Raw genomic sequence first — 25,069 nt, 5'->3', positions numbered from 1 at the left:
CCTGTCTCACAGGAGAAAGATATGTTTGATTTACTCCTGCGCCGCGCGCGCCTCGTCGACGATACCCTGACCGATATCGCCATTCAGGACGGCAAAATCGCAGCGCTGGGCGACATTTCCGCGCCCGCGAAAAGCATCGTTGAGCTGAACGGTAAGACCTACGTCAGCGCAGGCTGGATTGATTCCCACGTTCATTGCTATCCGAAATCACCGATCTACCATGATGAACCTGACAGCGTCGGCATCGCGACCGGCGTCACGACGGTGATTGATGCTGGCAGCACCGGCGCCGACGACGTTGATGATTTCTGGCAGCTGACCCGTAAAGCCAGCACCGACGTTTACGCACTGCTGAACATTTCTCGCGTTGGGCTGATTGCCCAGAACGAGCTGGCCAATATGGACAATATTGATGCCGACGCCGTGCGTGATGCGGTGAAACGCCGCCCGGACTTTATCGTCGGGCTTAAAGCACGCATGAGCAGCAGCGTGGTGGGAGAGAACGGCATTACCCCGCTCGACCGCGCTAAAGCGATGCAAAAAGAGAACGGCGATCTGCCGCTGATGGTTCACATCGGCAACAACCCGCCGAACCTCGATGAAATCGCCGAGCGCCTTAGCGCCGGAGACATCATCACCCACTGTTATAACGGTAAACCTAACCGCATTCTGACCCCGGCAGGTGAACTGCGCGCTTCGGTGACCCGCGCGCTGCAGCGCGGTGTACGTCTCGACGTTGGCCACGGTACTGCAAGCTTCAGTTTCGCGGTGGCGCAGCGCGCTATCGCCATGGGCATTCTGCCGCACACCATTAGCTCCGACATCTATTGCCGTAACCGTATCGACGGCCCGGTGAGATCGCTTGCGAGCGTGATGTCTAAATTCCTCTCTATCGGTATGACGTTAACGCAGGTGATCGACTGTGTGACCGCCAACGCCGCCGACGGCCTGCGTCTGGCACATAAAGGACGTCTGACGACGGGTCTTGATGCTGACCTGACCCTCTTCACCCTGAAGCATGAGCCGGTGGTGATGGTGGATGCCGAGAAAGAGAGCCTGCAGGTAGATAACATTCTGGTGCCGCTTGCCGCCGTACGTGCGGGCAAGGGCTATATGACCGAACAAGGGAGCGCGGAAAATGCCTTCAATTTTTGAGAAATACCATTTAAAGCAAGTCATTAACACCTCTGGCCGTATGACGGCACTGGGGGTTTCCACCCCGCGTCCGGAAGTGGTCGAGGCGGTGATGAGTGGCATGAACCACTATTTCGAGATGAAAGATCTGGTCAATAAAACCGGGGAATACATCGCCGGGCTGCTGGAAGTGGAAGGTGCAACCGTCGTGTCCTGCGCTTCGGCCGGGATTGCCCAGTCTATCGCCGCGGTGCTGGTAAAAGACAGCGACTGGTTGCTGGAAAACCTGCACGTTACCCCGGTTGAGAACAACGAAATCGTGATGCCGAAGGGCCATAACGTCAACTTTGGTGCCCCGGTTGGCACCATGGTGGCGCTGGGCGGCGGCAAGCTGGTGGAAGCCGGTTACGCCAACGAATGCTCTGCCGATCAGCTGGCCGCGGCCATTACCCCGCGCACGGCCGCTATCCTTTACATCAAATCTCACCACTGCGTGCAGAAGAGCATGCTGAGCGTGGAGCAGGCGGTGGTGGTAGCGCGTAAGCACAACCTGCCGCTTATCGTCGATGCTGCCGCAGAAGAAGATCTGCAGTGCTACTACCGTGCCGGTGCTGATCTGGTGATTTACAGCGGCGCGAAAGCGATTGAAGGGCCAACCAGCGGCCTGGTGGTTGGTAAAACTCAATACGTTGAGTGGGTTAAGCGTCAGACTGCCGGGATTGGCCGTGCGATGAAGGTCGGTAAAGAGGGGATCCTCGGCCTGACCTGCGCTATCGAACATTACCTGACCGCGCGTAAAGAGAGCGGTGATGAAATGGTCGCGAAGATGACCCCGTTCATTAACCAGCTTAATGCCCTGAACGGCGTCGCTGCCCGGGTGGTGTGGGACAGTGCGGGCCGTGATATCGCACGTACCGAAATCAAATTTGATGAAGCCGTTACCGGTATTGCCACCGGTGAGCTGGTCAGCGCGCTGAAGCAGGGCCAGTACGCCATTTACTTCCGTGGTTACAAAGCCAATGAAGGGATTATTGAAGCGGATGTCCGCAGCGTGAACGGCGAACAGCTGGATATCGTCGCCCGTCGTATTGCTGAAGTACTGAACAAGGAGCAACAAGCATGAAACTGACCCCGAATTTTTACCGCGACCGCGTCTGTCTTAACGTCCTGGCGGGAAGCAAAGCGAATGCCAGCGCTATCTATGAGGCGGCGGAAGGTCACGTGCTGGTGGGTGTGCTCTCCAAAAATTATCCGGACGTAGCGAGCGCCGTGGCGGACATGCGTGAATACGCGAAGCTTATCGATAACGCGCTCTCCGTAGGGCTTGGAGCGGGCGATCCGAACCAGTCAGCGATGGTCAGCGAGATTTCTCGCCAGGTGCAGCCGCAGCACGTGAACCAGGTGTTCACCGGCGTGGCGACCAGCCGCGCGCTGCTGGGGCAAAACGACAGCGTGGTCAATGGTCTGGTTTCACCAACCGGTACACCGGGAATGGTGAAAATCTCTACCGGACCGCTGAGCAGCACCGCGCCTGACGGTATCGTACCGGTGGAAACCGCGATTGCGTTACTGAAAGACATGGGCGGCAGCTCCATCAAGTACTTCCCGATGGGTGGCCTGAAGTGCCGTGACGAATACAAAGCGGTGGCAGAAGCCTGCGCCCGTCACGATTTCTGGCTGGAGCCGACCGGTGGCATCGATCTGGAGAACTTCGAAGAGATCCTGCAGATAGCCCTGGATGCCGGCGTCAGCAAAGTTATCCCGCACATTTACAGCTCAATCATCGACAAAGCCAGCGGTGATACCCGCCCTGAAGACGTTCGTACTCTGTTGGAAATGACGAAGAAGTTAGTGAAGTAGTTCGATAGCCCCTCACCTCAACCCTCGCCCCAAAGGGGTGAGAGCTGGGTGAGGGGATCCCTCAATATCTTCAAGGAGTTAATATGCTTACCGCACGTCATCTGCTTGTTGCTTCATGCTCCCTGCTGGCGGCTACCGCCACCGCCCAAACCCAGTTCGCCTGGGTCGGTACCTATAATCCGAATGGCGAGGGGCTGTACCGCTTCTCGGTTGACCCGCAAAGCGGCGCGCTCGGGAATAAAACCCTGGTCAGTGCATTGCCCAATGCCGCACAGCTGACCGTCTCCCACGACGGCAATACGCTTTACGTTGCCAGTGAAGTGGAGAAGGGCGTGGTGCAGGCGTGGCGTATCGGCGAGAAAGGTGAGCTGAGTGAGCTCAACGAGGTGGCCTCCGGTGGCGCAGGGCCGGTGTATCTTTCCCTGACGCCGGACGGTAAGCATTTGCTGGTGGCAAACTACGTCAGCGGCTCGATTGCGGTACTACCGGTGAAGGCCGACGGTAGCCTCAGCGAGGCGAGCGACAGCCATCAGGATGAAGGCCCTGCGGGAGCGGCAAAACCGGAAGCGGCGGTAGAAGGCAGTTTTGCCGTGAGCGATCATAATGGTCCACACGCCCATATGATAGCCGCCGATCCCAGCGGTAAATTTGTTTACTCCACCGATCTCGGTCTCGACAGAATTTATCAGTATCGCTTTGATGCGGCGAGCGGCAAGCTGACGCCGAACGATCCGCCGTTTATTGCCGCGTCGTCAAAAGGGGCGGGGCCTCGCCACGTCGTCTTTACGCCGAAGGGTGACGGACTGTGGCTGATTAACGAAGAGTCTTCTACGCTGACGTACTATCATCGTGATCCGCAAAACGGCACCCTGCGTGAAGGTAAGACCCTCTCTTCATTGCCTGCTGCGTTTAAGGGGACCAACTTTGCCGCCGGACTGGTGCTGAGCCAGGATGGTAAACAGCTGTATGTCGCCAACCGTTTGCATAACAGCATTGCGCACTTTACTGTAACGGCAGAGGGGACGTTGACGCACCAGCAGGATGTCTGGACCCGTGGCGACTACCCGCGTTCGTTGACCCTGGACGCACAGGGGCGCTGGCTGTATGTCATGAACCAGCGTAGCGATAACATCACGCGTTTTAACGTGTCGGCGAAAGATGGCAAATTAACCTTTGCAGAGGACTACACGGCGGTGGGCAGCCCATCGCAAATGGTCATATCATCAAAATAGAATACAGCAGGACGGGCGCGGAAAGCGCCCGTGAACCCAAGAGGAAACTGGCGTGCGATTTCCCAACCAACGTTTAGCGCAACTGTTTGATTTGCTGCAAAACGAAACGCTACCGCAGGATGAGCTGGCGCAGCGCCTGTCGGTTTCCACCCGTACCGTGCGAGCGGACATTACCGCCCTTAACGCGCTGTTGCTGCACTACGGCGCGCAGTTTGTTCTTGCTCGCGGCAGCGGTTATCAGCTCAGGGTTGATGACCCAACACGTTATCAGACGCTGGCGGCGACGCCGGCAAAAGCATTACGCATTCCCCGTACCGCCGTTGAGCGGGTGAATTACCTGTCGGTGCGCTTTCTGACCTCGGCCTTTTCCCTGAAGCTGGAAGACCTGGCGGACGAGTGGTTCGTCAGCCGTGCCACACTGCAGGGTGATATGGTCGATGTCCGCGAACGCTTCCAGCGCTACCAGCTGACGCTGGAGACCCGGCCACGCCATGGCATGAAGCTTTTTGGTAGCGAAGTTTCGACCCGCGCCTGCCTGACGGATCTACTGTGGGCGCTGGCCCAGGAAGACGAAACTAACCCGCTTATTACCGAAGAAGCACTGAACGCTGGCGTTCCCGAGCGTCTCGCCAGCGTATTGCCTGAAGCGCTGGCTCGTCATCATGTGCGGCTCACCGCGGAAGGTGAGCGTTTTGTACGTATCTACTGCGCTGTGGCGGTACGTCGCATCAGCGAAGGGTATCCGTTGTCGGAATTCAATGCGGAAGATGTTGCCCAGAACGTGCGCGACGCCGCGCGTGATATTGCCGCATCGCTGCAGCAGCTGGCAGGAAAACCGCTCTCCCCGGCGGAAGAAGAGTGGCTGTGCATTCATATCACCGCCCGCCAGGTTCAGGAAGTGGACCCGGGCACCATCAGCGCCGACGATGACGAAGCGCTGGTGAACTACATTCTGCGTTACATCAATACGCAATATAACTACAACCTGCTGGACGATGCGCAGTTGCATGCCGACCTGCTCACCCACATCAAAACCATGATCACCCGGGTGCGCTATCAGATAATGATCCCTAACCCGCTGCTCGATAACATCAAACAGCACTATCCGATGGCGTGGGACATGACCCTGGCCGCGGTATCCAGTTGGGGAAAATACACTCCCTACGTCATCAGCGAAAACGAGATTGGTTTTCTGGTACTGCATATCGGCGTGGGCCTCGAGCGCCACTACAACATTGGCTACCAGCGCCAGCCGCACGTGCTGCTGGTATGCGATGCCGGTAACGCCATGGTGCGGATGATAGAGGCGGTGCTGCTGCGTAAATATCCGCAGATTGTAATAAGTGAAACCCTGTCGCTACGTGACTATGAGCTGCGCGATACCATCAGCGAAGACTTTGTTATCTCGACGGTTCGCATCAGTGAAAAAGAGAAGCCGGTTGTGACTATCGCGCCCTTCCCGACGGACTATCAGCTGGAGCAGATAGGCAAGCTGGTGCTGGTGGACAGAACGCGCCCGTGGATGCTGGAAAAGTTCTTCGATGCTGCCCACTTCCGGGTAGTGAATGAGCCGATGGATCAGCAAACGCTGTTTCGTACGCTGTGCGATGAGCTGTACGAGGAAGGGTTCGTCGATGCGGAGTTCCATGCTTCGGTGGTGGAGCGCGAAGCTATTGTCAGCACCATGCTGGGAGAAGGGATCGCGCTGCCGCACGCCCTGGGGCTGCTGGCGAAAAAAACGGTGGTTTATACCGTACTGGCCCCGCAGGGGATCCAGTGGGGTGATGAAACCGCGCACGCTATTTTCCTGCTCGCCATCAGTAAAAGCGAGTACGAAGAGGCGATGGCCATCTACGATATTTTTGTCACCTTCCTGCGCGAGCGAGCCATGACGCGGCTGGCTTCCTGCCAGACGTTCAGCGAGTTTAAAACCGTGGCGATGGAGTGCGTTAGCCGGTTTTGAGACGCCGCTAGCACAAACACATTTCTGCTGATGGAAGGGGTGCCTGAGAGCCTCAGCCCTTGATACACTCGGTGATGGCAAAGGGGCGTGAACCCCTTAGCCTGGGTTGTAACCTTAACCATCGGAATGGCATGCCAATCGCGCGGCAACCTCCAGAGAGCCACTGCGAAAACGTATTTCACAGAGGGACTTCCGGTTTATCAGAGAGAGTGCGATCAAGGTTGCTGCTATGATCAACACAATTCTGGTAGTGGGTTGACGTCGTTTCATGGTTACACCTCCTTGCTTAAGGCGCTAACCCTCACGTCGGATCAGGACGTGAGGGGCAGCCCTTTCTCGATTTAGAATCTGAAAGAGGCTATCCACGTCCCGTCCCATGCAAGAGACAGTCCGTCTCAAGCACCCGCAACGACTCTATCCCATTGAATGAAAATGAGCTGCTGGCGAATTTCGCTGCTGCGTAGCGTTATCAGGAGAATGTGTGCAACAGGAAATATTGCAGGGAAAAATGGAGTGCGGCCTGTAAAAGCCGCACTGAAGGAGGTTAACGCAGGTGATGTACCACCTGGTTGCTGCTGCCGCGCCAGATGAGCGCCGGGTCTTTCAAATCCTGCACAAACTTGCCGTCAACCAGCACGTTGATAAGGTTCACCACCGCCATCTGCGCGTCGTTCAGTTCATCGAGCTTATAGCCGGTCCATACCCAGATATCCTTGCCCGGGCACTCTTCGCGGACTCGCCGCACCAGCGCCAGAATATCCGGGACGTTCTGCGGGTGTAACGGATCGCCACCGGAGAGCGAAATCCCCTGACGCAGGATCCGCGTATCGTTAAGATCGGCAATGATGCGATCGGCCATTTCCGGCGTAAAGGGCTCGCCGGAATTAAGCCGCCAGGTGCTTTTGTTGTAGCACCCTGGGCACTCGTGGACGCACCCCGAGACAAACAGGGTGCATCGCGTACCTGGGCCGTTGACGATGTCGACGGGGTAGTACTGGTGAAAGCGCATTAGCCGATCTGCCCGTTCCCTAAATGTTTCACCCGACGTTTCACTTCTTCCTGTTTACCGGCGTTGAACGGACGTGCATCCGGGCTGCCGAGGTAGCCGCACACGCGGCGGGTGACCGACACGCGAGAGGCATCGTGGTTGCCGCATTTCGGGCAGGTAAAGCCTTTGCTGGTGCACTCAAACTCGCCGGTGTAGCCACATTCATAGCACTCGTCGATAGGCGTGTTGGTGCCGTAGTACGGCACGTGCTGGTAGCTGTAGTCCCAGACGTCTTCCAGCGCTTTCAGGTTGTGCTGGATGTTCGGGTACTCGCCGTAGCAGATGAAACCGCCGCTGGCGAGAGGCGGGTACGGTGCCTCAAAGTCGATTTTGTCGTACGGGTTGACCTTTTTCTCCACGTCGAGGTGGAAGCTGTTGGTGTAGTAACCTTTATCGGTTACACCGTCGACGACGCCGAACTCTGCGGTATCCAGGCGGCAGAAGCGATCGCACAGGTTTTCGCTTGGGGTGCTGTAGAGGCTAAAGCCGTAGCCGGTTTCCTCTTTCCACTGATCCACCGCATCACGCAGACGTTGCACGATAGCGACGCCTTTCTCACGCAACGCTGCGCTGTCGTAGACGTGCTGGTGAGTAAACAGGGCGTTGATGGTTTCGTGGATCCCAATGTAGCCGAGCGAAATGGACGCGCGACCATTTTTGAAGATCTCAGACACGTCGTCGTCGGCTTTCAGGCGCACGCCGCAGGCACCTTCCATATAGAGAATGGGTGCAACGCGGGCTTTCACCCCTTCGAGGCGGGCGATACGCGTCATCAGCGCTTTGCGCGCCAGCAGCAAGCGGTCGTCGAGCAGCTTCCAGAAGGTGTCTTCGTCGCCCCGGGCCTCAAGCGCGATGCGCGGCAGGTTGAGGCTGATAACGCCGAGGTTGTTACGACCGTCGTGAATTTGCTCGCCGTTCTCGTCTTCATAGACGCCGAGGAAGCTGCGGCAGCCCATCGGGGTTTTGAAGGAACCGGTCACTTTCACTACCTGGTCGTAGTTGAGAATATCCGGATACATACGCTTGCTCGCGCACTCCAGCGCCAGCTGCTTGATGTCATAGTTCGGATCGCCCGCACGGTGGTTCAGGCCATCGCGAATGGCGAAGACCAGCTTCGGAAACACCGCGGTTTTACGGTTTTTGCCAAGACCTGCAATACGGTTACGCAGAATTGATTGCTGGATCAGGCGTGACTCCCAGCTGGTTCCGAGACCAAAACCGAAGGTCACGAACGGCGTCTGGCCGTTGGCGGTATGCAGCGTGTTGACTTCATACTCCAGCGACTGGAAGGCGTCATAGCACTCTTTCTCGGTGCGGGAATGTGCGTAGCCGTCGGCATCCGGGATCTGCCACTCTTCGGCAGTTTTACGATGCTTGTTGAAGCTTGCGGTGACAAACGGCGCCAGCACTTCATCAATGCGGTTAATGGTGGTGCCGCCATAAATGTGGCTCGCCACCTGGGCGATAATCTGCGCCGTGACCGCCGTGGCGGTAGAGATAGATTTTGGTGGCTCAATCTCTGCGTTGCCCATCTTAAAGCCCTGGGTCAGCATCCCTTTCAGGTCGATGAGCATACAGTTGAACATCGGGAAGAACGGCGAGTAGTCGAGATCGTGGTAATGGATATCGCCACGCTCGTGCGCCTGCACTACATCGCGCGGCAGCAGGTGCTGACGGGCATAGTGTTTGGCGACGATCCCAGCCAGCAGATCGCGCTGGGTCGGGATGACCTTGCTGTCTTTGTTCGCGTTTTCGTTAAGCAACGCCGAGTTGGTCTGTTCGACCAGGCCGCGGATCTCCTGATTCAGACGACCGCGTTTTTCACGCTGAACGTCACGATCGTGACGGTATTCGATATAAGAACGTGCCAGCTGCTTGTACGGGCCCGACATCAGCTGGTTTTCGACCGCGGTCTGGATCTCGCTGATATCAACCTGGGCACGGCCCTGCATTTGCTGGCTAACGACGCCTGCGACGGTGGCGCAATAGTCTGCGTCATCGACATCCGCTGCTTTTGCCGCACGCAGAATAGCTTCCTGAATGCGTTCTGATTTGAAAGGCACTTTACAGCCATCTCGTTTCATCACATGCGGTGTCATGATCACTCCATATTATAAGAACAGGTTATCCACAGAAGGGGGTACTGACGACAGGCGTTATTCATTCGGCTAACCAACAACTTCCTGTCATCCCGGCCCTTTTTATCCACATCCCATCACCGCCATCGTTCGATGAGAGTCGTTGACATAATAGACGATAAATACAATATGTAGGGCCGGGGTGCATTCTAAGTTCTATATATAGTGATTTGCATCAAACATGTTTGCGTTTTTTTTGATTCAGAACAAAGTAAAAATCGGATTGCACAGAGGACGGGCGCTGAGGGTAAATGTAAATTATGCGCTGAATTTTCTGAGTAAAAATTCAACAAAAACACGGACTCGCGGTGCCAGGCGGTGATCGACATAGCGGACGGAAAGGGGAAGCGCGGCGGGCCAGGCGTTTTTCAGCACCGGAACCAGCGTTCCGTTGGCAATATGCGGGGTAAGGTACCAGTCGGCGAGGGTGATAATACCCATACCGTTGATCGCCGCATCGACCAGCACATCGGGGTGGCTGGCGATAAGCCAGGCCTGCTGTTCATCCGGCTGCCAGCGGTCGTCGAGCCAGCGCTGCAGCTTGCCGTTACCGGTATTGCGATGCACCAGGCAGCGATGATGGCGAAGATCTTCCGGCGTCTGTGGAACACCTTTCTCCGCCAGATAGGCCGGTGAGGCCACCATTTGCTGCTGCATGGCCTGCAGGGGACGGCTGACGATGCGGTCGTCGTGCCCCAGGTTTTGTCCGATGGCGACATCGATACGTTCACCGATCAGATTCACCCGACGCGGATCCATCGCCAGATCGAAGCGCACCAACGGGTACTGCTGCTGAAACTCATGCAGTACCGGCACCAGCCGGTAGCGGCCGAAGCCGGGAATGACGCTGACGCGTACCAGCCCCTCTGGCTCGCTGTGCGGTGAGGCGAGCGCCTGGCCCAGCGCTGACCACAGCGGAGCGACCTGATCGCGCAGGGCCATGCCTTCTTCCGTCAGCACCACGTAGTGCGTATTGCGGGTGAAAAGAATTCGCCCGAGGCGCTGTTCCAGCAGGCGGATGCTCTTGCTTATAGCCGCAGGCGTGATGCCCAGTTGACGGGCGGCAGCGGTAAAGCTTTGCTGCTCGGCGGCGGCAAGAAACGCGGGTAAAAGACGGTGCACATCCCCCGGAAGCGACATGGTATTAACCTTTGGTTAAAACAGATGTGCCTGACTATAGACTACAGGTTGCCCTCCAGCCATGAAAAGATAGCCAGCCTGAATCGAACGGAGAAAACATCATGAAAAAAGCGCTTATCCTGTCTGGTCATCGCTATCCCGAACGCTCACGAGTTAACGCCGCCGGGCTTGAGGCCCTTCGCGCGCTGCCGAATGTCACTGTCCATGAGTTAACGAAGGCTTACCCTGATTTTGCTATCGACGTGCAGCGTGAACAGCGGCTGCTGGTGGAACACGACGTGGTGGTGATGCTGTTCCCGTTCTGGTGGTACTCTTCGCCATCGATCCTCAAAGAGTGGCAGGATCAGGTGCTGGAGTACGGCTTTGCCTACGGCTCAACGGGCACCGCACTGCACGGTAAGCCCTTTATGCTGATGGCCTCCGCCGGTGGTTCGCCGGAGGCCTACTCGCCTGAAGGTTACAACCGCTACCCGGTGGAAGATCTTCTGCTGCCGTTCCATGCCATGGCTAACCTGACCGGGATGGTCTGGCAGGAGCCTGCATTACTCATGGGAGCGAACGAGATTAGCGATGAGGCACTCGACCGCGGTGTTAACGGCTGGCTGACACGCCTGCATGCGCTGCTGGCCGTCTGAATCAGGCTATCAGCGTATCGTTGAGCAGATCGACCAGCATGAGCAGGGCGTAGCGCGCCAGCTGCGGGTTAGCGGGCAGCGGTAACACCCCGGCGGCCATATTGCTCAGCGGATGCTGTGACGGCGTCAGGGCAAAGATGGTCGCTCCCTGCATACGAGCCTGCAGCGTGGCGCTTTGCAGAACGCTATCGGCGTGGCCGGTTGCCAGCACCAACAGCAGATGCTCATCGCTGAAGGTGCTGGCCGTCATGCGCATTAACGTTGTGTCCTGGCATAAATTCATTACGATCCCGGGTGAAAGCAGCTGGTGTTGCAGCAGTGAGGCAAGGGCCACGTCCTGGGGACCGAGAGCAAAACAGTGCACCGCCCGGGCGTTGAGCAGGTGGGCTTTGAGCTTCTCAATGCTGTTTTCCTGGATCTGCTGCAGCTGGGTCGCCAGCGCATCGCCCACCTGGTTATACGTTTCTCGCCATTGATCCGGCAGCGCAGAAGCATCGGTGTTGAGCCAGGTAGTCCGACGTTCGCTGGCCTGTGCCAGCTGTTTACGCAGGTCGCGGATGTCTTCACAGCCGACGGAGCGGGCAAAGCGGGTGATAGTGGCCGGGCTGACGCCTGCGCGAGCCGCCAGTTCATCGATAGAGGCGCTGGCAGTGAAGCTCAGATTTTCGAGAATAAACGCCGCGACGCGTGACTCCTGAACACTAAAGTGCGCCGCCCCTTTCTGTAACACGCCTACGATATCCATCTCAGTTCCTTATCAACGACCGTCGCTTTGAAATTAATTTTCAATAGCTGATGTCTTTTTATACCACTGGCGATGCGGTCTGCCTACATTTCAGCGCGTTAAGCGGTTGGTGTTGGGCTGAAATTGCGCAAAAATTAAGCCTCGATCACATCAATGAAAATAAATTTCATATAGTTTTCTCGATTACATAATCTTAACAATGTCGTCAGGGGGAGTTATGCATCGTATCGTGTTGTGCTGTGCCGCAGGGATGTCTACCAGCATGCTGGTGAATAAAATGAAGGCGGAAGCCCAGACGCGGGCGTTAGCGCTGGAGATCTACGCGGTGCCGGTTGCCGAGTTTGAACGCGAGCTGCCGCAGGCGGACGTTATTCTGCTGGGCCCACAGGTGAAATATGAAGCGCCACGCCTGGCCGCCATCGCAGAGCCGCAGGGCAAAGCCGTCGCGGTTATCGAAATGACCGACTACGGGATGATGCGCGGTGCGGCGGTGCTCGACAAAGCCCTGGCCCTGATTCGACGCTGATTTTCTCTTAATTTACGCAATGCATAACGTGCGAGATTTCTCTCGCGCGCAGGTCTTCTGCACGCTTTAAAAGAGGTCACCATGAAAGCATTAAAAATCGCCGTGATCGGCGGCGGTAGCAGCTACACGCCGGAGCTGGTCGAAGGGATTATCAATCGTTACCCGCAGCTTCCGGTGTCGGAGCTGGCGCTGGTGGATGTGGAATCGGGCCGTGAAAAAGTCGAGATTATTGCCGCACTGACCCGCAGAATGCTGAAGCACAACGGGCTGGAGCAGGTCGCAGTCAGCGTTCACTTCACGCTTGATGAGGCCATTCGTGGGTCGAGCTTTGTACTGACGCAGCTGCGGGTTGGACAGCTGGCGGCAAGAGCCGCGGATGAGCGTCTCGGTCTGAAATACCATCTGCTGGGGCAGGAGACCACCGGCGTTGGCGGATTTGCCAAGGCGCTGCGTACCATTCCGGTCATCCTCGAGGTGGCACGCAAGGTTGAGGCGCTGGCGCCCGAGGCTTTCATCCTCAACTTTACCAATCCGGCGGGCATTGTGACCGAGGCGGTAAGCCGTTACAGCAAAGCGAAAATCATCGGCCTGTGTAACGTCCCTATCAACATGCAGCACATGATAAGCAGCATGCTCAAGGCTAAAGACGACGAGGTGCGGCTACGTTTTGCCGGGCTGAACCATATGGTGTGGGTGCACAACGTGATGCAGGGTCGTGAAGACGTCACCGCGAAGGTGATTGACATGCTGTGCGACGGTACGGCGCTGTCGATGAACAATATTAAAGAGCTGCCGTGGCCGCCGGCGTTTCTCCGTGCCCTCAACGCCATTCCTTGCCCGTACCACCGCTATTTCTGGCTGACTCCCGCCATGCTTGCCGAAGAGATTGAAGCGGCAAAAACCAAGGGGACTCGCGCCGAACAGGTGATGAAGGTTGAACAGGAGCTCTTTGCGCTATACGCCAGTCCATCGCTGGAAGAGAAGCCGGAACAGCTCAGCTTCCGTGGCGGTGCGTACTACTCAGAAGTAGCGGTTGAGCTTATCAACGCCATCCACAACAACCTTGGCAAAGAGATGGTGGTGAACACGCGCAATAACGGGGCGATCCACGGCCTGGACGACGATGCTGTGGTGGAAACCAACAGCATTATTGATGCCCAGGGGGCGCGTCCATTGGCATTTGGCCCGTTGCCGCCCGCCATGAACGGGCTTACCCAGCAGGTCAAAGCCTTTGAACAACTGACCATAGAAGCGGCCGTACACGGCTGCCGTAAAAGCGCGCTGCTGGCGCTGGTCACCAACCCGCTCGTCGGCAACGTCACCGACGCCCAGGCGCTTTTGGATGAAGTGCTGACCCTTAACCGTCAATGGTTGACGCAATTTAACTGACCGCAATCGCTTCTGGGGATCACACCATGTCGAATTCTTCGTGGATTGAACGTTACGTCATGCCGGCGGCGCTGAAAATTGCCGGACAAAAACATGTGCTGTCGGTGCGAGACGGCATCATCCTCAACATGCCGTTTATGCTTATCGGTTCGTTTTTCCTGATTTTTGCCTATTTGCCGATCCCCGGATATCCGGAGATGATGACCCACCTCTTCGGCGACGTCTGGCGCGAGAAGATGCTTTACCCGGTGAAAGCGACGTACGACATCATGGCGCTTATCTCAAGCTTCGGTATCGCCTACCGTCTGGCGGAGAAGTACCGCACGCTGGATCCGCTCAGCGCCGGGGCGATGTCTTTGGTGGCGTTCGTCATGACCATTCCGCAACATACGCTGTTTGCGCCGGTTAACGGTGCCGCGGCGCAGGTGGTTAAAGGTGTTATCCCGGTCAATCTGGTGGGCAGCCAGGGGCTGTTTGTCGCCATAGTGATTGCCCTGCTGTCGACGGAAATCTACCGCTTTGTCGCCGGACGTAACCTGGTTATCCGCATGCCGGAAGGGGTGCCACCGGCGGTGGCCAAATCCTTCCTCGCCCTGGTGCCGGGCTTCTGCGTGCTGGCCGTGGTGCTGGCGCTGCGGTTGCTGGTAGAAGCGTCACCGTTCGGTGACATTAACAGCATGATTGCCACTATTATTGGCATTCCGATGCATCATGTTGGCGGCACGCTGCCGGGGATGATTATCTCGGTCATTCTGATAGGGATTTTATGGACGCTTGGCCTGCACGGCGACGCCATTGTGCTGGTATTCATCCAGCCGGTATGGTTGTCGAATATGTCGGAGAACCTGACGGAGTTCCAGAACGGACAACCTATTCCGCATATCATTACTCAGCAGTTTTACGATCTGTGGATCGCGCCCGGCGGCACCGGCGCACTGCTGGGGTTGGTCATCTTCATGCTGGTGCGTAGCCGTAGTCAGCAAATGAAACAGCTCGGAAAAATCGCCGCGCCGGGCGCGCTGTTTAACATCAGCGAACCGATGGTATTTGGGATCCCGCTGGTGATGAACCCGTACTTTTTCCTGCCGTTTATTCTGACGCCGGTGCTGCTGGTGATTGTCTCATATACCGCGATGGCGACCGGGCTGGTCGCGCCGCCGGCGGGGATTGCGCTGCCGTTTACCACCCCGATATTCATTAGCGGGTATCTGGCAACCGGTGGGCATATTTCTGGCACGGTGCTGCAGGTGGTAAACCTCGGGATTTCTCTGGTGGTCTACTATCCGTTCTTCCGCGTCTGGGATCGCCTGAAGCTCAAAGAGGAGCAGGCCTCGCTCAACAAAGAGAAAGTGGCAGCCGCTGCCCCGGCAGGTATTACCCCGCCGGGAGAGAATGCCTGAGCACGGCTACTTCTGTAGCCACCATACGGCTTCAAACGGGCGCAGGGTCATGGCGCCCGGTTTGTCTGCCACTTCGGCGTAGTTGCTGATGAGCACCTGCCATTCGCCTGATACAGAAGGCGGTGTCCACGGCTGCACGCTATTGCTGAGGTTAGCGACCACCAGCAGCGTTTGTCCCTGCCATTCGCGGCGATAGCACCACAGCGCCGGGTGCTCCGGGAGCATATCCTGGTAGCTGCCGAAGGTCAGCACCGGCTCCTGCTTGCGCAGCGCGATAAGACGCTGATACGTATGGAAGACAGACTCCGGGTCGCGCAGTGCGCGCTGTGCGTTTATCTCACGATAGTTATCACACAAGCCAATCCACGGCTCGCCGGTGGTGAAACCGCCGTTGGCATCGGCGCTCCACTGCATCGGCGTGCGTCCGTTATCGCGGGATTTACTGGCGAGGATCGCCAGCAGTTCGTCGGCATCACGCCCCTCGGCGCTCAGGGTGGCAAACATGTTGTGGCTTTCAAGGTCGCGATAGTCGGTTATCTGGCGAAAATGCGGGTTGGTCATCCCCAGTTCTTCCCCCTGATAGATGTAGGGCGTGCCCTGCATCCCGTGCAGCACCATCGCCAGCATTTTGGCGGCCGGTACGCGTAGCGCGCCTTCATCACCAAAGCGCGAGACGATGCGCGGCTGATCGTGGTTACACCAGAACAGTGCGTTCCAGGCAACGTTGTGCATACCCTGCTGCCAGTGGCTGAACAGGGCTTTGAGCGCCACAAAGTCGGGTCGTGCCTGGGTCCATTTTTCACCGCCCGGATAATCCACCTTCAGATGATGGAAGTTAAAGGTCATCGACAGTTCGCCACCATCGAGAGCCGCGTAGCGCTGGCAGTGCTCAAGGGTGGTTGAGGACATTTCACCGACGGTCATCAGGTAGCCTGGCGTAAACACGTCGCGGCTCATTTCCTGCAGGAATTCGTGAACGCGCGGGCCGTCGGTATAAAAGCGGCGGCCATCACCTTCATCGTCGTTCGGGAAATCGAGGTCTTTAGAGATGAGGTTCACGACATCAAGCCGTAAACCATCGACCCCACGATCGGCCCAGAACTCGCACACCTTTTTAAGCTCGGCACGTACCTCCGGGTTCTCCCAGTTGAGGTCCGCCTGCTCGGGGGCAAACAGATGCAGGTAGTACTGGCCGCTTTCGGCGTGCCATTCCCAGGCGTTACCGCCAAATTTTGAATGCCAGTTGTTGGGCTCATCGCGCCAGATATAAAACTCGCGGTACGGACTCTGTGGATCCAGGGCTTCGCGAAACCACGGGTGCTGGGTGGAGGTATGGTTGAACACCATATCGAGTACGATGCGGATATTCCGCACTTTCGCCTGCGCGACCAGCTCATCGAAATCGTCTAGCGTGCCGTAGGCCGGGTCAATGGCGGTGTAATCCGCCACGTCATAGCCGTTATCTACCTGCGGCGAAATATAAAACGGCGTCAGCCAGATGGCGTCTACGCCAAGCGTTTGCAGGTAATCAAGACGCGCCGTGACGCCACGTAAATCGCCGGTGCCGCTGCCGGTAGTGTCCTGAAAGCTCTTAGGGTAAATCTGGTAGATAACACCGTTTTGCCACCAGTGGGGAAGGGTATTCATTATGCATTCCTGGTAATACAAAGGGGGCGCAACGGCGCCCCAAACAAAGAGTTAAACGATTTGCAGCGTGCCCTGGCGGAATTTGCGCTGATAGACCATCGACGTCAGCACAATCGGTACCACTACCGCGATAACCATCGCGATGGCGTACACCTGCCAGAACTTAGGCTGAATAGAGAGAATGCCCGGCAGACCACCCACGCCAATGCCGTTGGCCATCACGCCGTTCAGGCCGCAGAGCAGGCCCGCGAGGCCGGAGCCGACCATCGCGCAGAGCATCGGGAAGCGGTACTTGAGGTTGATACCGTACATCGCCGGCTCGGTGACGCCGAGGTAGGCGGAAATGGCCGCCGGAACCGAGATTTCGCGCTCGTTATGTTTGCGGCTGGAGATAATAATCCCGACCACCGCCGACGCCTGGGCAATGTTAGAGAGCGCAATCAAAGGCCACACCGGCGTTCCGCCCATGCTCTGAATCATCTGCATATCGATAGCAAGGGTGGTCTGATGCACGCCGGTGATCACCAGCGGGGCATACAGGAAGCCAAACAGCGCCGCGCCAATTGGGGCAAAGCTGCCGGTCAGCAGATGACGCACGGCGAAGGCCACGCCGTCGCCAATCATGCGGCCGAACGGGCCAATCAGTGCGTGAGCGAGGAAGACCGCGAGGATCAGCGAGCACACTGGCACAACCACCAGATACAGGTAGTCAGGCACCACGCGCTTCATCCAGGTTTCGATATAGCCCAGCGCCAGGCCCGCCAGCAGTGCCGGGATCACCTGCGCCTGATAGCCCACTTTCGCAATGCTGAACAGACCGAAGTTCCACACTTCTGGCACCTGCTGGCCCAGCAAATAGGCATTCATTAACTGTGGAGAAACCAGGGTGACGCCAAGCACGATCCCGAGGATCGGCGTGCCGCCTACTTTCTTCACCGCCGACCAGCAGATCCCAACCGGCAGATAGAAGAAGATGGCTTCGCCAGGTAGCCACAAGAAGTCGTAGAGGGTTTTCAGCCACGGGTACATCTGTGCCAGCGTCTGGCCGTTGCTCATCGGCACATCGCCAATGACGTTGCGGAAACCGAGGATCAAACCGCCGCTAATTAGCGCCGGCAGCAGCGGGAAGAAGATCTCAGCAAAGTGTGAGATCAGCTGCTCGTGCCACTTCATGTTCTGACGAGCCGCCTGTTTAGCCTGCTCTTTATTCGCCGCCGACTGCCCGGTGGTTGCCAGCAGCGCTTTGTAGTAATCATCCACGTTGGTGCCGATCACCACCTGGAACTGCCCGGCGTTGGTAAAACAGCCTTTCACCATCGACAGGTTTTCAATGGCCTTTGGGTCGGCTTTTTCCGGAGCGTTCAGCACGAAACGCAGGCGGGTAATGCAGTGACTGACCGTCGCGATGTTCTCGCGGCCGCCAACCAGCGTAATCAGGGAGTCGATATCCTGTTGTTTCACTTTGCTCATCATGAAGCCTCATGGCAGATGAAAGATGTTGCGTAATGACCTGAGCGTATAGTGTCCGTTTCGCTTTCTCGGGTAAATGGGAACGTTCCCGAAACGCAGCGAAGATCACATATTTGCCGAAAGGATGCTCAGCTGAGGTGGGCGGGAATGATGATTTGCTGCGGTGCGATGTGGCCGGAGATCTGCTCGATCAACTGTTGTGCGGCGCGGCTTCCCGCCTCGCCGTAGCCGGGATCGACGGTGATGATTTCCGGGTGCAGAAACTTCATCAGCGGCGTGTTACCCACGCTCGCCAGCTGCAGCGTGTCGATACGCTGCTCCTGCAGATATTTGCTGGCACCGAGCGCCAGGGTATCGGTCGCGCAGACCAGCGCCGTGGTATCGGTGTTCATCACGCTTGCCACGCTATCGTAGCCCTGCTTCATCGCAAGCCCTGGCAGGGCGGCGACCGGGTGCAGTTTATGAGCTTTACAGAATGCGAGGTAAGCCTCGTGACGGCGTTTGCCGGTGGTGACATCGCTGTGCGGTACGCCGAGGAAGCTGATAGAGCGATGGCCGTCGTCGTACAGACGCTGCATCAGTATATTAATGGCGCCTTCATCGTCATAGCAGACGGAGGCAAAACCTTTGGCATCACGCGCCAGCAGCACCAGTGAAGACTGCCAGGGGGCCAGCGCCGCCTCGTTGATACCGGTGAAACCAAACAGCACTACGCCGTCGATGTTGCGGCGGCTCAGCATCCCAAGGTGCTCTTCGACAAGCGCCGGAGAGAACTGGCTTTCAATCATGATAGGGTCGTAACCGCGCTCGTAAAATGCCGGAAGCATGGTCTGCACCGCGAGGTTTTCCGACAGCGAATCCAGACGGGTGACGATAATCGCCACCACTTTGTCGCTCTGACCTCGCATAGCGCGCGCCGAACGGGAGGGGGAAAACTCGTGCTGCTGCATCACCGCTTCAACACGCTCGCGCGTGCGTTCGCTGACTCCGCTTTCGTTATTCAGTACGCGCGAGACGGTCGATTTACCGACTCCGCTTAAGCGAGCGATGTCTTTGATGGTCAGCCGGTTTTGCATCCTCTTTTCCCTGGTTAGCTAAAATAGTGAGCAAGGTCAGTTGCAATGTATTCGCCACGTGAAAGAATTTGTTGAGGGGCGGTTTAGTTGCAAGCGCGTATCATAACGCCATAATCGCCCAGAACTGTAGCCTTTACATTGCTATACTGTGCGAATGAACAAAGGTTCGAATTTCTTTTCACTTACCGGAGGCCGTATGGATCCTGATCCCACGCCCCATCCCCGATGGAGCAATAATCTAGTCCGGTAAGCTAGTCTTCACTGCTTTGCCGGATGTGTAAGGCAGTGGCATCTTTGATGTCCCTGTAGTAAAGCGATGTGTCTGACAGGCACGGCCTTGCCGTGCCCGTTGATTATGCCGTGCTCGCGTGTCGCGGGCGCGTAGGGATGTACTATGTTGAAGAATTTTACCCGGCAGCTCCTTGATCAGCTTAGCCGCCATTTGCCTCGTCGCCTGATCCAGCGCGACCCAATGCCAGACGCTAAAAATCTGACCGGCGTCGCCATTCCCGACTCACTCAGCAAGCACTGTCTGAACGTCGCGGCGATGGATGAAAACGAAGTCTGGCGCGCATTCGACAGCCACCCAGAAGGGCTGAACGCACAGGAAGTTGAACAACATCGCGAAAAGCACGGTGAGAACAGCATTCCGGCCCAGAAACCCGCGCCATGGTGGGTGCATCTGTGGGTCTGCTACCGTAACCCGTTCAACCTGCTGTTGACGGTGCTGGCTATTATTTCGTATTCCACCGAAGACCTGTTTGCCGCCGGGGTTATCGCCCTGATGGTGGTCATTTCCACCCTGCTGAACTTTGTTCAGGAAGCGCGCTCCACCAAAGCCGCAGATGCCCTGAAGGCAATGGTGAGCAACACCGCGACCGCGCTGCGCGTCAGCAACGAGCTGGGTGAAAGCCGCTGGGTTGAAGTGCCTATCGATCAGCTGGTGCCTGGCGACATTGTGAAGCTCTCCGCAGGTGACATGATCCCGGCAGACTTGCGTGTGCTGCAGGCCCGCGACCTGTTCGTGGCTCAGGCATCGCTGACCGGCGAATCGCTGCCGGTGGAGAAGGTTGCCAGAACCCGCGACCCGGAACAAAGCAACCCGCTCGAATGCGACACCCTGTGCTTTATGGGCACCAACGTCGTCAGCGGCTCCGCGCAGGCAATGGTGTACTCCACGGGGGGGAAAACCTGGTTTGGCCAACTGGCCGGTAGCGTGGGTGAACAGGAAATCGAGGCGAACGCTTTCCAGAAAGGGATCAGCCGCGTCAGCATGCTGCTGATCCGCTTTATGCTGGTCATGACCCCAATCGTGCTGCTGATTAACGGCTACACCAAGAGCGACTGGTGGGAGGCGGCGCTGTTTGCGCTTTCCGTGGCGGTAGGTCTGACGCCGGAAATGCTGCCGATGATTGTGACCTCGACGCTGGCGCGCGGGGCGGTGAAGCTCTCGAAACAAAAAGTTATCGTCAAACACCTCGACGCCATTCAGAACTTTGGCGCGATGGACATTCTGTGCACCGACAAAACCGGCACCCTGACGCAGGATAAAATTGTGCTGGAGAATCACACCGATATCTCCGGCAAAGCCAGCGAGCTGGTGCTGCACACGGCCTGGCTGAATAGCCATTACCAGACTGGCCTGAAAAACCTGCTTGATACCGCCGTACTCGAAGGGGTGGATATCTCTGCGGCCCGCCAGCTGGCGAAGCGCTGGCAGAAAATTGATGAGATCCCGTTCGACTTTGAACGCCGCCGCATGTCGGTGGTGGTGGCCGAGCAGGGCGATGTTCACCAACTCATCTGTAAAGGGGCGCTGCAGGAGGTGCTGAACGTCTGTACTCAGGTGCGCTACAACGGCGATATCGTGCCGCTTGATGACACCATGCTGCGCCGCATCGCGCGCGTGACCGAAACCCAGAACCGTCAGGGACTGCGGGTGGTCGCCGTGGCGACCAAATACCTCGCCGCCCGCGAAGGCGATTACCAGCGTGCGGATGAATCAGACTTGATCCTTGAAGGTTACATCGCCTTCCTCGATCCGCCGAAAGAGACGACCGAACCTGCGCTGAAGGCGCTGAAAGCCAGCGGCATCACCGTGAAAATCCTGACCGGCGACAGCGAGCTGGTGGCGGCGAAGGTGTGTAACGACGTGGGCCTCGACCCGGGTCATGTGGTGGTGGGCAGTGATATTGAAAATATGGGTGATGACGAGCTGGCGCTGCTGGCACGCCGCACCACGCTGTTTGCCCGCCTGACGCCGATGCACAAAGAACGCATTGTGACGCTTCTCAAGCGTGAAGGGCACGTCGTAGGCTTTATGGGCGATGGCATCAACGATGCCCCGGCGCTGCGTGCGGCGGATATCGGTATTTCCGTGGACGGCGCGGTAGATATCGCCCGTGAAGCGGCGGATATCATCCTGCTGGAAAAGAGCCTGATGGTGCTGGAAGAGGGCGTTATCGAAGGGCGTCGTACCTTTGCTAACATGCTGAAGTACATCAAAATGACCGCCAGCTCTAACTTCGGTAACGTGTTCAGCGTGCTGGTCGCGAGCGCCTTCCTGCCGTTCCTGCCAATGCTGCCGTTACACCTGTTGATTCAGAACCTGCTGTACGATGTATCCCAGGTCGCCATTCCGTTTGATAACGTTGACGATGAGCAAATCAAGAAGCCACAGCGCTGGAATCCGGCCGATCTTGGGCGCTTCATGCTGTTCTTCGGCCCGATAAGCTCCATCTTCGACATCCTGACTTTCTGCCTGATGTGGTTTGTGTTCCACGCCAATACGCCAGAACACCAGACCCTGTTCCAGTCAGGCTGGTTCGTCGTAGGGCTGCTGTCGCAGACGCTGATTGTGCATATGATCCGTACACGCCGCATTCCGTTCATCCAAAGCCGTGCCGCCTGGCCGCTGATTATGATGACGGTGGTGGTGATGATTGTGGGTCTGGCGCTGCCGTTCTCACCGCTGGCGTCCTATCTGCAGCTGCAGGCGCTGCCGCTCTCTTACTTCCCGTGGCTGGTGGCCATCCTTGCGGGTTACATGACCCTGACCCAACTGGTGAAAGGCTTCTACAGCCGTCGCTACGGCTGGCAGTAACCGCTGCTTTGCTCTGCCGCCCCCTTCTTTCCGGAGGGGGCTTCCTCGCAACTTCCTGCTCTCGTCCTTGACGGCTTTTTGCCTGCATGTTAACTCAATGTTTTGCTTTTTTGGCCCGTCGTGAAGGAAAACCCATGAGAAAAACAATGCCTTACAGCCTGCTGGCCGCAGGGATGATGATAGCTTTTGGCGCTTTCGCCGCGCCTGCCGGGGATTTGCCGCTGATGCCGTGGCCGGCGCAGGTCAGCAAACCGGCTACCGACGGCGCGCTGGCGCTGGATTATCGCCTGACGATTAACGTTAACGGCGACGATATGGATGAAGCGGTAGCGCGCCTGCGCGAGCGAATCTCCCGCCAGACCGGCTGGACGCTGGCGGCGCAAAGCTCGCCCGCCAAAACCCCAACCATCACCATCAATATCGCCCGCAAAGTTTCCCCCATCCCGCGACCGGACAGCGACGAAAGCTACAAGCTGAACGTGGATGCTAACGGGATCACGCTTAATGCCAATACCCGATTTGGCGCGCTGCATGGCATGGAGACCCTGCTGCAGCTTATCCAGAACGGCCCGGAGAAAACCAGCGTGCCGTTTGTGGCAATTGACGATGCGCCGCGCTTCCCGTGGCGCGGGCTGCTGCTCGATTCCGCCCGTCATTTTGTGCCGCTGGACGACATCAAGCGACAAATCGACGGGATGGCGGCCGCAAAGCTGAACGTACTGCACTGGCACCTGACCGACGACCAGGGCTGGCGCTTTGCCTCCACGCGCTATCCTAAGCTGCAGCAAAAGGCCAGCGACGGACTCTATTACACTCCGGCACAGATGAAAGAGATTGTGCGCTATGCCGCCGCGCGGGGTATCCGGGTGGTACCGGAAATCGACATGCCGGGCCACGCTTCCGCTATTGCAGTGGCCTACCCGGAGCTGATGAGCGCGCCAGGACCCTATGAGATGGAGCGCCACTGGGGTGTGCTGAAGCCGGTGCTGGATCCCACCAAAGAGGCAACCTACGCCTTTGCCGACGCGATGATCGGCGAACTGACGGCTATCTTCCCCGATCCTTACCTGCATATCGGCGGTGATGAGGTGGACGACAGCCAGTGGAAAGCCAATCCGGCTATTCAGAAATTTATGCAGCAGAACAAGCTCGCCGACAGCCACGCTCTGCAGGCCTATTTCAACCGTAAACTGGAAACCATTCTTGAGAAGTACAAGCGTCAGATGGTGGGCTGGGATGAGATTTATCACCCAGACCTGCCGAAAAGCATCCTGATCCAGTCATGGCAAGGGCAGGATGCGCTGGGAGAAGTGGCGAAGCACGGCTATAAGGGCATTCTCTCCACCGGCTTCTATCTCGATCAGCCGCAGTACACCGCCTATCACTACCGCAACGAGATCTATCCACAAGGGCTGAACGGGGTCGATACCCTCACCGATGCCGACAGTGCTCAGAGCTGGGCATTCTCCATGCCACGGCTGAAGGGCAGTGCGGTTGAGGGCAGCTTTACGCTGGTGAAAAATAGCGATGGCTGGCGTGGGTTTATTGATTTTAACGGCAAATCTCGCCGTGAAGTCCACGATATCGAGTGGATTTCTGACGACCAGCTGACCTTTACCGTAGATACCTGGATGGGGGAAACGCGCCCGGTTGTCACGGTGAATGACGACACGCTCAGCGGCTATTTCCTGATAGGCAACACCCGCTACCCGATCGCAGGCAAACGCCTTGAGGAAGTGCCGAAGGGCATTCAGCCGGTAGTGCCGGATGCGGAACAGCAGAAGAACCTGCTCGGCGGCGAGGCGGCGCTGTGGGCGGAAAACGTGGTGGCGCCGGTGCTCGACATTCGCCTGTGGCCGCGAGCCTTCGCGGTGGCAGAACGTCTGTGGTCCGCCGAAGATGTGAAGGATATCGACAACATGTACCAGCGCCTGCAGGCGATGGACAGCTGGTCGACGGTATCGGTCGGGCTTGAGCAGCACGCCCAGCAGATTGCGCAGTTCACCCGCCTGGCTAACAGCAGCAACACGCTCCCGCTGCAGATCCTCGCTCAGGCGGTGGAGCCTGCCCACTACTACACCCGCCAGCATCTGAAGTTCCAGGCCGGAAACTACCATCAGTTCGAACCGCTGAACCGCTTTGCCGACGCGATACCGGCTGAGAGCACCAGCGTGCGCCAGATGGACCGCTGGGTTGAACGCCTGATTAGCGACGCCGAGGACAATGAAAGCGCTGATGCGCTGCGCCATCTCTTCACCCGCTGGCAGAACAATACCGCTGACGCCCTGGCGCTCAGTGACGGACAATATCAGCTGAAGGCGATGAAACCGGTTATTCAGAACGTAGACAAGCTGGCGGCTATCGGGCTGCGCTTAACGGATCTGGTGGTGCGTCAGGGAACGCTTGATGACAAAGAGATCGCGGCGATTCAGGCACAGCTTGATGAAGCAGCAAAAACGCAGGACGAAGTGGTGATTGCGGCGGTGTATCCGCTGGAGAAACTGCTGCGTGCGACGCGCAACGAGTGATAGCAATTCCCCCTCGCCTGTGGAAGGTGAGGGGG

The 25,069-nt window shown here is 57.5% G+C and carries 20 protein-coding genes; 12 read left to right on the top strand and 8 right to left on the bottom strand.

The window, feature by feature from the left end; all coding sequences use genetic code 11:
• The first annotated feature begins 21 nt into the window (after window positions 1–21).
• The 5 genes from GYRE_RS01975 (at window position 22) to GYRE_RS01955 (ending at window position 6,189) form a co-directional block, all read left to right on the top strand.
• Complete coding sequence (locus tag GYRE_RS01975) at window positions 22–1,155, top strand: amidohydrolase/deacetylase family metallohydrolase (RefSeq protein ID WP_038252559.1); 1,134 nt, start codon at window positions 22–24, stop codon at window positions 1,153–1,155.
• A complete protein-coding gene (locus GYRE_RS01970) occupies window positions 1,139–2,257 on the top strand; it encodes a DgaE family pyridoxal phosphate-dependent ammonia lyase (protein WP_006816857.1) in 1,119 nt (372 codons plus the stop codon). Before GYRE_RS01975 ends, GYRE_RS01970 begins: the two co-directional genes overlap by 17 nt.
• Window positions 2,254–2,994, top strand: a complete 741-nt coding sequence (gene dagF / locus GYRE_RS01965) for a 2-dehydro-3-deoxy-phosphogluconate aldolase (protein ID WP_006816858.1) — start codon at window positions 2,254–2,256, stop codon at window positions 2,992–2,994. Before GYRE_RS01970 ends, dagF begins: the two co-directional genes overlap by 4 nt.
• Before the next feature lie 83 nt (window positions 2,995–3,077).
• Window positions 3,078–4,226, top strand: a complete 1,149-nt coding sequence (locus GYRE_RS01960) for a lactonase family protein (protein ID WP_038252556.1) — start codon at window positions 3,078–3,080, stop codon at window positions 4,224–4,226.
• A 52-nt stretch (window positions 4,227–4,278) separates the two neighbouring features.
• Window positions 4,279–6,189, top strand: coding sequence for a BglG family transcription antiterminator (locus GYRE_RS01955; RefSeq protein ID WP_038252555.1), 1,911 nt, complete (start codon window positions 4,279–4,281; stop codon window positions 6,187–6,189).
• 114 nt (window positions 6,190–6,303) lie between these two features.
• Here the strand turns inward: GYRE_RS01955 and GYRE_RS23365 are convergent, their stop codons facing one another.
• From GYRE_RS23365 to GYRE_RS01940, 4 genes are all read right to left on the bottom strand, one after another.
• A complete protein-coding gene (locus tag GYRE_RS23365; protein WP_071777478.1) occupies window positions 6,304–6,459 on the bottom strand; it encodes a Hok/Gef family protein in 156 nt (51 codons plus the stop codon).
• Between the two features lie 274 nt (window positions 6,460–6,733).
• The gene (nrdG, locus tag GYRE_RS01950) at window positions 6,734–7,198 is read right to left on the bottom strand and encodes an anaerobic ribonucleoside-triphosphate reductase-activating protein (RefSeq protein WP_038252552.1); all 465 of its coding nucleotides are present in this window, start codon (window positions 7,196–7,198) and stop codon (window positions 6,734–6,736) included.
• Complete coding sequence (nrdD, locus tag GYRE_RS01945) at window positions 7,198–9,336, bottom strand: anaerobic ribonucleoside-triphosphate reductase (RefSeq protein WP_038252549.1); 2,139 nt, start codon at window positions 9,334–9,336, stop codon at window positions 7,198–7,200. Before nrdD ends, nrdG begins: the two co-directional genes overlap by 1 nt.
• A gap of 297 nt (window positions 9,337–9,633) precedes the next feature.
• Window positions 9,634–10,515: a LysR family transcriptional regulator gene (locus tag GYRE_RS01940; RefSeq protein ID WP_006816863.1), complete on the bottom strand. Its 882-nt coding sequence runs from the start codon at window positions 10,513–10,515 to the stop codon at window positions 9,634–9,636.
• A 101-nt stretch (window positions 10,516–10,616) separates the two neighbouring features.
• Here GYRE_RS01940 and GYRE_RS01935 point away from each other — a divergent pair, with 101 nt between their 5' ends.
• Entirely contained in the window at window positions 10,617–11,150 is a 534-nt protein-coding gene (locus GYRE_RS01935; RefSeq protein WP_038252545.1) for an NAD(P)H-dependent oxidoreductase, read from the top strand.
• Between the two features lies 1 nt (window position 11,151).
• On the opposite strand, the gene GYRE_RS01930 is transcribed toward GYRE_RS01935, so the two are convergent.
• Complete coding sequence (locus tag GYRE_RS01930; protein WP_038252542.1) at window positions 11,152–11,895, bottom strand: MurR/RpiR family transcriptional regulator; 744 nt, start codon at window positions 11,893–11,895, stop codon at window positions 11,152–11,154.
• 217 nt (window positions 11,896–12,112) lie between these two features.
• On the opposite strand from GYRE_RS01930, the gene GYRE_RS01925 reads away from it, so the two are divergent.
• The 3 genes from GYRE_RS01925 to celB all read left to right on the top strand — a co-directional run bounded on the left by GYRE_RS01925 (window position 12,113) and on the right by celB (window position 15,210).
• Window positions 12,113–12,421 carry a PTS sugar transporter subunit IIB gene (locus GYRE_RS01925; protein WP_038252539.1) on the top strand — a complete coding sequence of 103 codons (309 nt, stop codon included), beginning with the start codon at window positions 12,113–12,115 and terminating at the stop codon, window positions 12,419–12,421.
• Between the two features lie 81 nt (window positions 12,422–12,502).
• Window positions 12,503–13,810, top strand: coding sequence for a 6-phospho-beta-glucosidase (locus GYRE_RS01920; protein ID WP_038252537.1), 1,308 nt, complete (start codon window positions 12,503–12,505; stop codon window positions 13,808–13,810).
• Window positions 13,811–13,836: 26 nt separating this feature from the next.
• Complete coding sequence (celB, locus tag GYRE_RS01915; RefSeq protein ID WP_051860903.1) at window positions 13,837–15,210, top strand: PTS cellobiose transporter subunit IIC; 1,374 nt, start codon at window positions 13,837–13,839, stop codon at window positions 15,208–15,210.
• 6 nt (window positions 15,211–15,216) lie between these two features.
• On the opposite strand, the gene treC is transcribed toward celB, so the two are convergent.
• The 3 genes from treC to treR form a co-directional block, all read right to left on the bottom strand.
• A complete protein-coding gene (gene treC / locus GYRE_RS01910) occupies window positions 15,217–16,857 on the bottom strand; it encodes an alpha,alpha-phosphotrehalase (RefSeq protein WP_038252534.1) in 1,641 nt (546 codons plus the stop codon).
• 51 nt (window positions 16,858–16,908) lie between these two features.
• Entirely contained in the window at window positions 16,909–18,330 is a 1,422-nt protein-coding gene (gene treB, locus GYRE_RS01905) for a PTS trehalose transporter subunit IIBC (RefSeq protein ID WP_006816871.1), read from the bottom strand.
• 125 nt (window positions 18,331–18,455) lie between these two features.
• Window positions 18,456–19,403 carry a trehalose operon repressor TreR gene (gene treR, locus GYRE_RS01900; RefSeq protein WP_038252532.1) on the bottom strand — a complete coding sequence of 316 codons (948 nt, stop codon included), beginning with the start codon at window positions 19,401–19,403 and terminating at the stop codon, window positions 18,456–18,458.
• 154 nt (window positions 19,404–19,557) lie between these two features.
• Between treR and mgtL the strand changes: the two genes are divergently transcribed.
• The 3 genes from mgtL to GYRE_RS01890 all read left to right on the top strand — a co-directional run bounded on the left by mgtL (window position 19,558) and on the right by GYRE_RS01890 (window position 25,034).
• Window positions 19,558–19,653, top strand: coding sequence for a mgtA regulatory leader peptide MgtL (gene mgtL, locus GYRE_RS25240; protein WP_220124637.1), 96 nt, complete (start codon window positions 19,558–19,560; stop codon window positions 19,651–19,653).
• A 144-nt stretch (window positions 19,654–19,797) separates the two neighbouring features.
• A complete protein-coding gene (gene mgtA / locus GYRE_RS01895; RefSeq protein WP_038252530.1) occupies window positions 19,798–22,506 on the top strand; it encodes a magnesium-translocating P-type ATPase in 2,709 nt (902 codons plus the stop codon).
• Window positions 22,507–22,640: 134 nt separating this feature from the next.
• A complete protein-coding gene (locus tag GYRE_RS01890; protein WP_038252529.1) occupies window positions 22,641–25,034 on the top strand; it encodes a beta-N-acetylhexosaminidase in 2,394 nt (797 codons plus the stop codon).
• Window positions 25,035–25,069: the final 35 nt, after the last annotated feature.

The sequence above is a fragment of the Yokenella regensburgei ATCC 49455 genome (assembly GCF_000735455.1).
Taxonomy (GTDB): domain Bacteria; phylum Pseudomonadota; class Gammaproteobacteria; order Enterobacterales; family Enterobacteriaceae; genus Yokenella; species Yokenella regensburgei.
Note: the sequence above shows the minus strand (reverse complement) of the source record. Positions and strands in the feature narration are given on the sequence as shown.

What these genes read in the sequence shown, in the direction of transcription:
- GYRE_RS01975 (WP_038252559.1), top strand. Translation starts at nt 22, where the DNA reads ATGTTTGATTTACTCCTGCGCCGCGCGCGCCTCGTCGACGATACCCTG.
- GYRE_RS01970 (WP_006816857.1), top strand. Translation starts at nt 1,139, where the DNA reads ATGCCTTCAATTTTTGAGAAATACCATTTAAAGCAAGTCATTAACACC.
- dagF (WP_006816858.1), top strand. Translation starts at nt 2,254, where the DNA reads ATGAAACTGACCCCGAATTTTTACCGCGACCGCGTCTGTCTTAACGTC.
- GYRE_RS01960 (WP_038252556.1), top strand. Translation starts at nt 3,078, where the DNA reads ATGCTTACCGCACGTCATCTGCTTGTTGCTTCATGCTCCCTGCTGGCG.
- GYRE_RS23365 (WP_071777478.1), bottom strand. Translation starts at nt 6,459, where the DNA reads ATGAAACGACGTCAACCCACTACCAGAATTGTGTTGATCATAGCAGCA.
- nrdG (WP_038252552.1), bottom strand. Translation starts at nt 7,198, where the DNA reads ATGCGCTTTCACCAGTACTACCCCGTCGACATCGTCAACGGCCCAGGT.
- nrdD (WP_038252549.1), bottom strand. Translation starts at nt 9,336, where the DNA reads ATGACACCGCATGTGATGAAACGAGATGGCTGTAAAGTGCCTTTCAAA.
- GYRE_RS01940 (WP_006816863.1), bottom strand. Translation starts at nt 10,515, where the DNA reads ATGTCGCTTCCGGGGGATGTGCACCGTCTTTTACCCGCGTTTCTTGCC.
- GYRE_RS01935 (WP_038252545.1), top strand. Translation starts at nt 10,617, where the DNA reads ATGAAAAAAGCGCTTATCCTGTCTGGTCATCGCTATCCCGAACGCTCA.
- GYRE_RS01930 (WP_038252542.1), bottom strand. Translation starts at nt 11,895, where the DNA reads ATGGATATCGTAGGCGTGTTACAGAAAGGGGCGGCGCACTTTAGTGTT.
- GYRE_RS01925 (WP_038252539.1), top strand. Translation starts at nt 12,113, where the DNA reads ATGCATCGTATCGTGTTGTGCTGTGCCGCAGGGATGTCTACCAGCATG.
- GYRE_RS01920 (WP_038252537.1), top strand. Translation starts at nt 12,503, where the DNA reads ATGAAAGCATTAAAAATCGCCGTGATCGGCGGCGGTAGCAGCTACACG.
- celB (WP_051860903.1), top strand. Translation starts at nt 13,837, where the DNA reads ATGTCGAATTCTTCGTGGATTGAACGTTACGTCATGCCGGCGGCGCTG.
- treC (WP_038252534.1), bottom strand. Translation starts at nt 16,857, where the DNA reads ATGAATACCCTTCCCCACTGGTGGCAAAACGGTGTTATCTACCAGATT.
- treB (WP_006816871.1), bottom strand. Translation starts at nt 18,330, where the DNA reads ATGATGAGCAAAGTGAAACAACAGGATATCGACTCCCTGATTACGCTG.
- treR (WP_038252532.1), bottom strand. Translation starts at nt 19,403, where the DNA reads ATGCAAAACCGGCTGACCATCAAAGACATCGCTCGCTTAAGCGGAGTC.
- mgtL (WP_220124637.1), top strand. Translation starts at nt 19,558, where the DNA reads ATGAACAAAGGTTCGAATTTCTTTTCACTTACCGGAGGCCGTATGGAT.
- mgtA (WP_038252530.1), top strand. Translation starts at nt 19,798, where the DNA reads ATGTTGAAGAATTTTACCCGGCAGCTCCTTGATCAGCTTAGCCGCCAT.
- GYRE_RS01890 (WP_038252529.1), top strand. Translation starts at nt 22,641, where the DNA reads ATGAGAAAAACAATGCCTTACAGCCTGCTGGCCGCAGGGATGATGATA.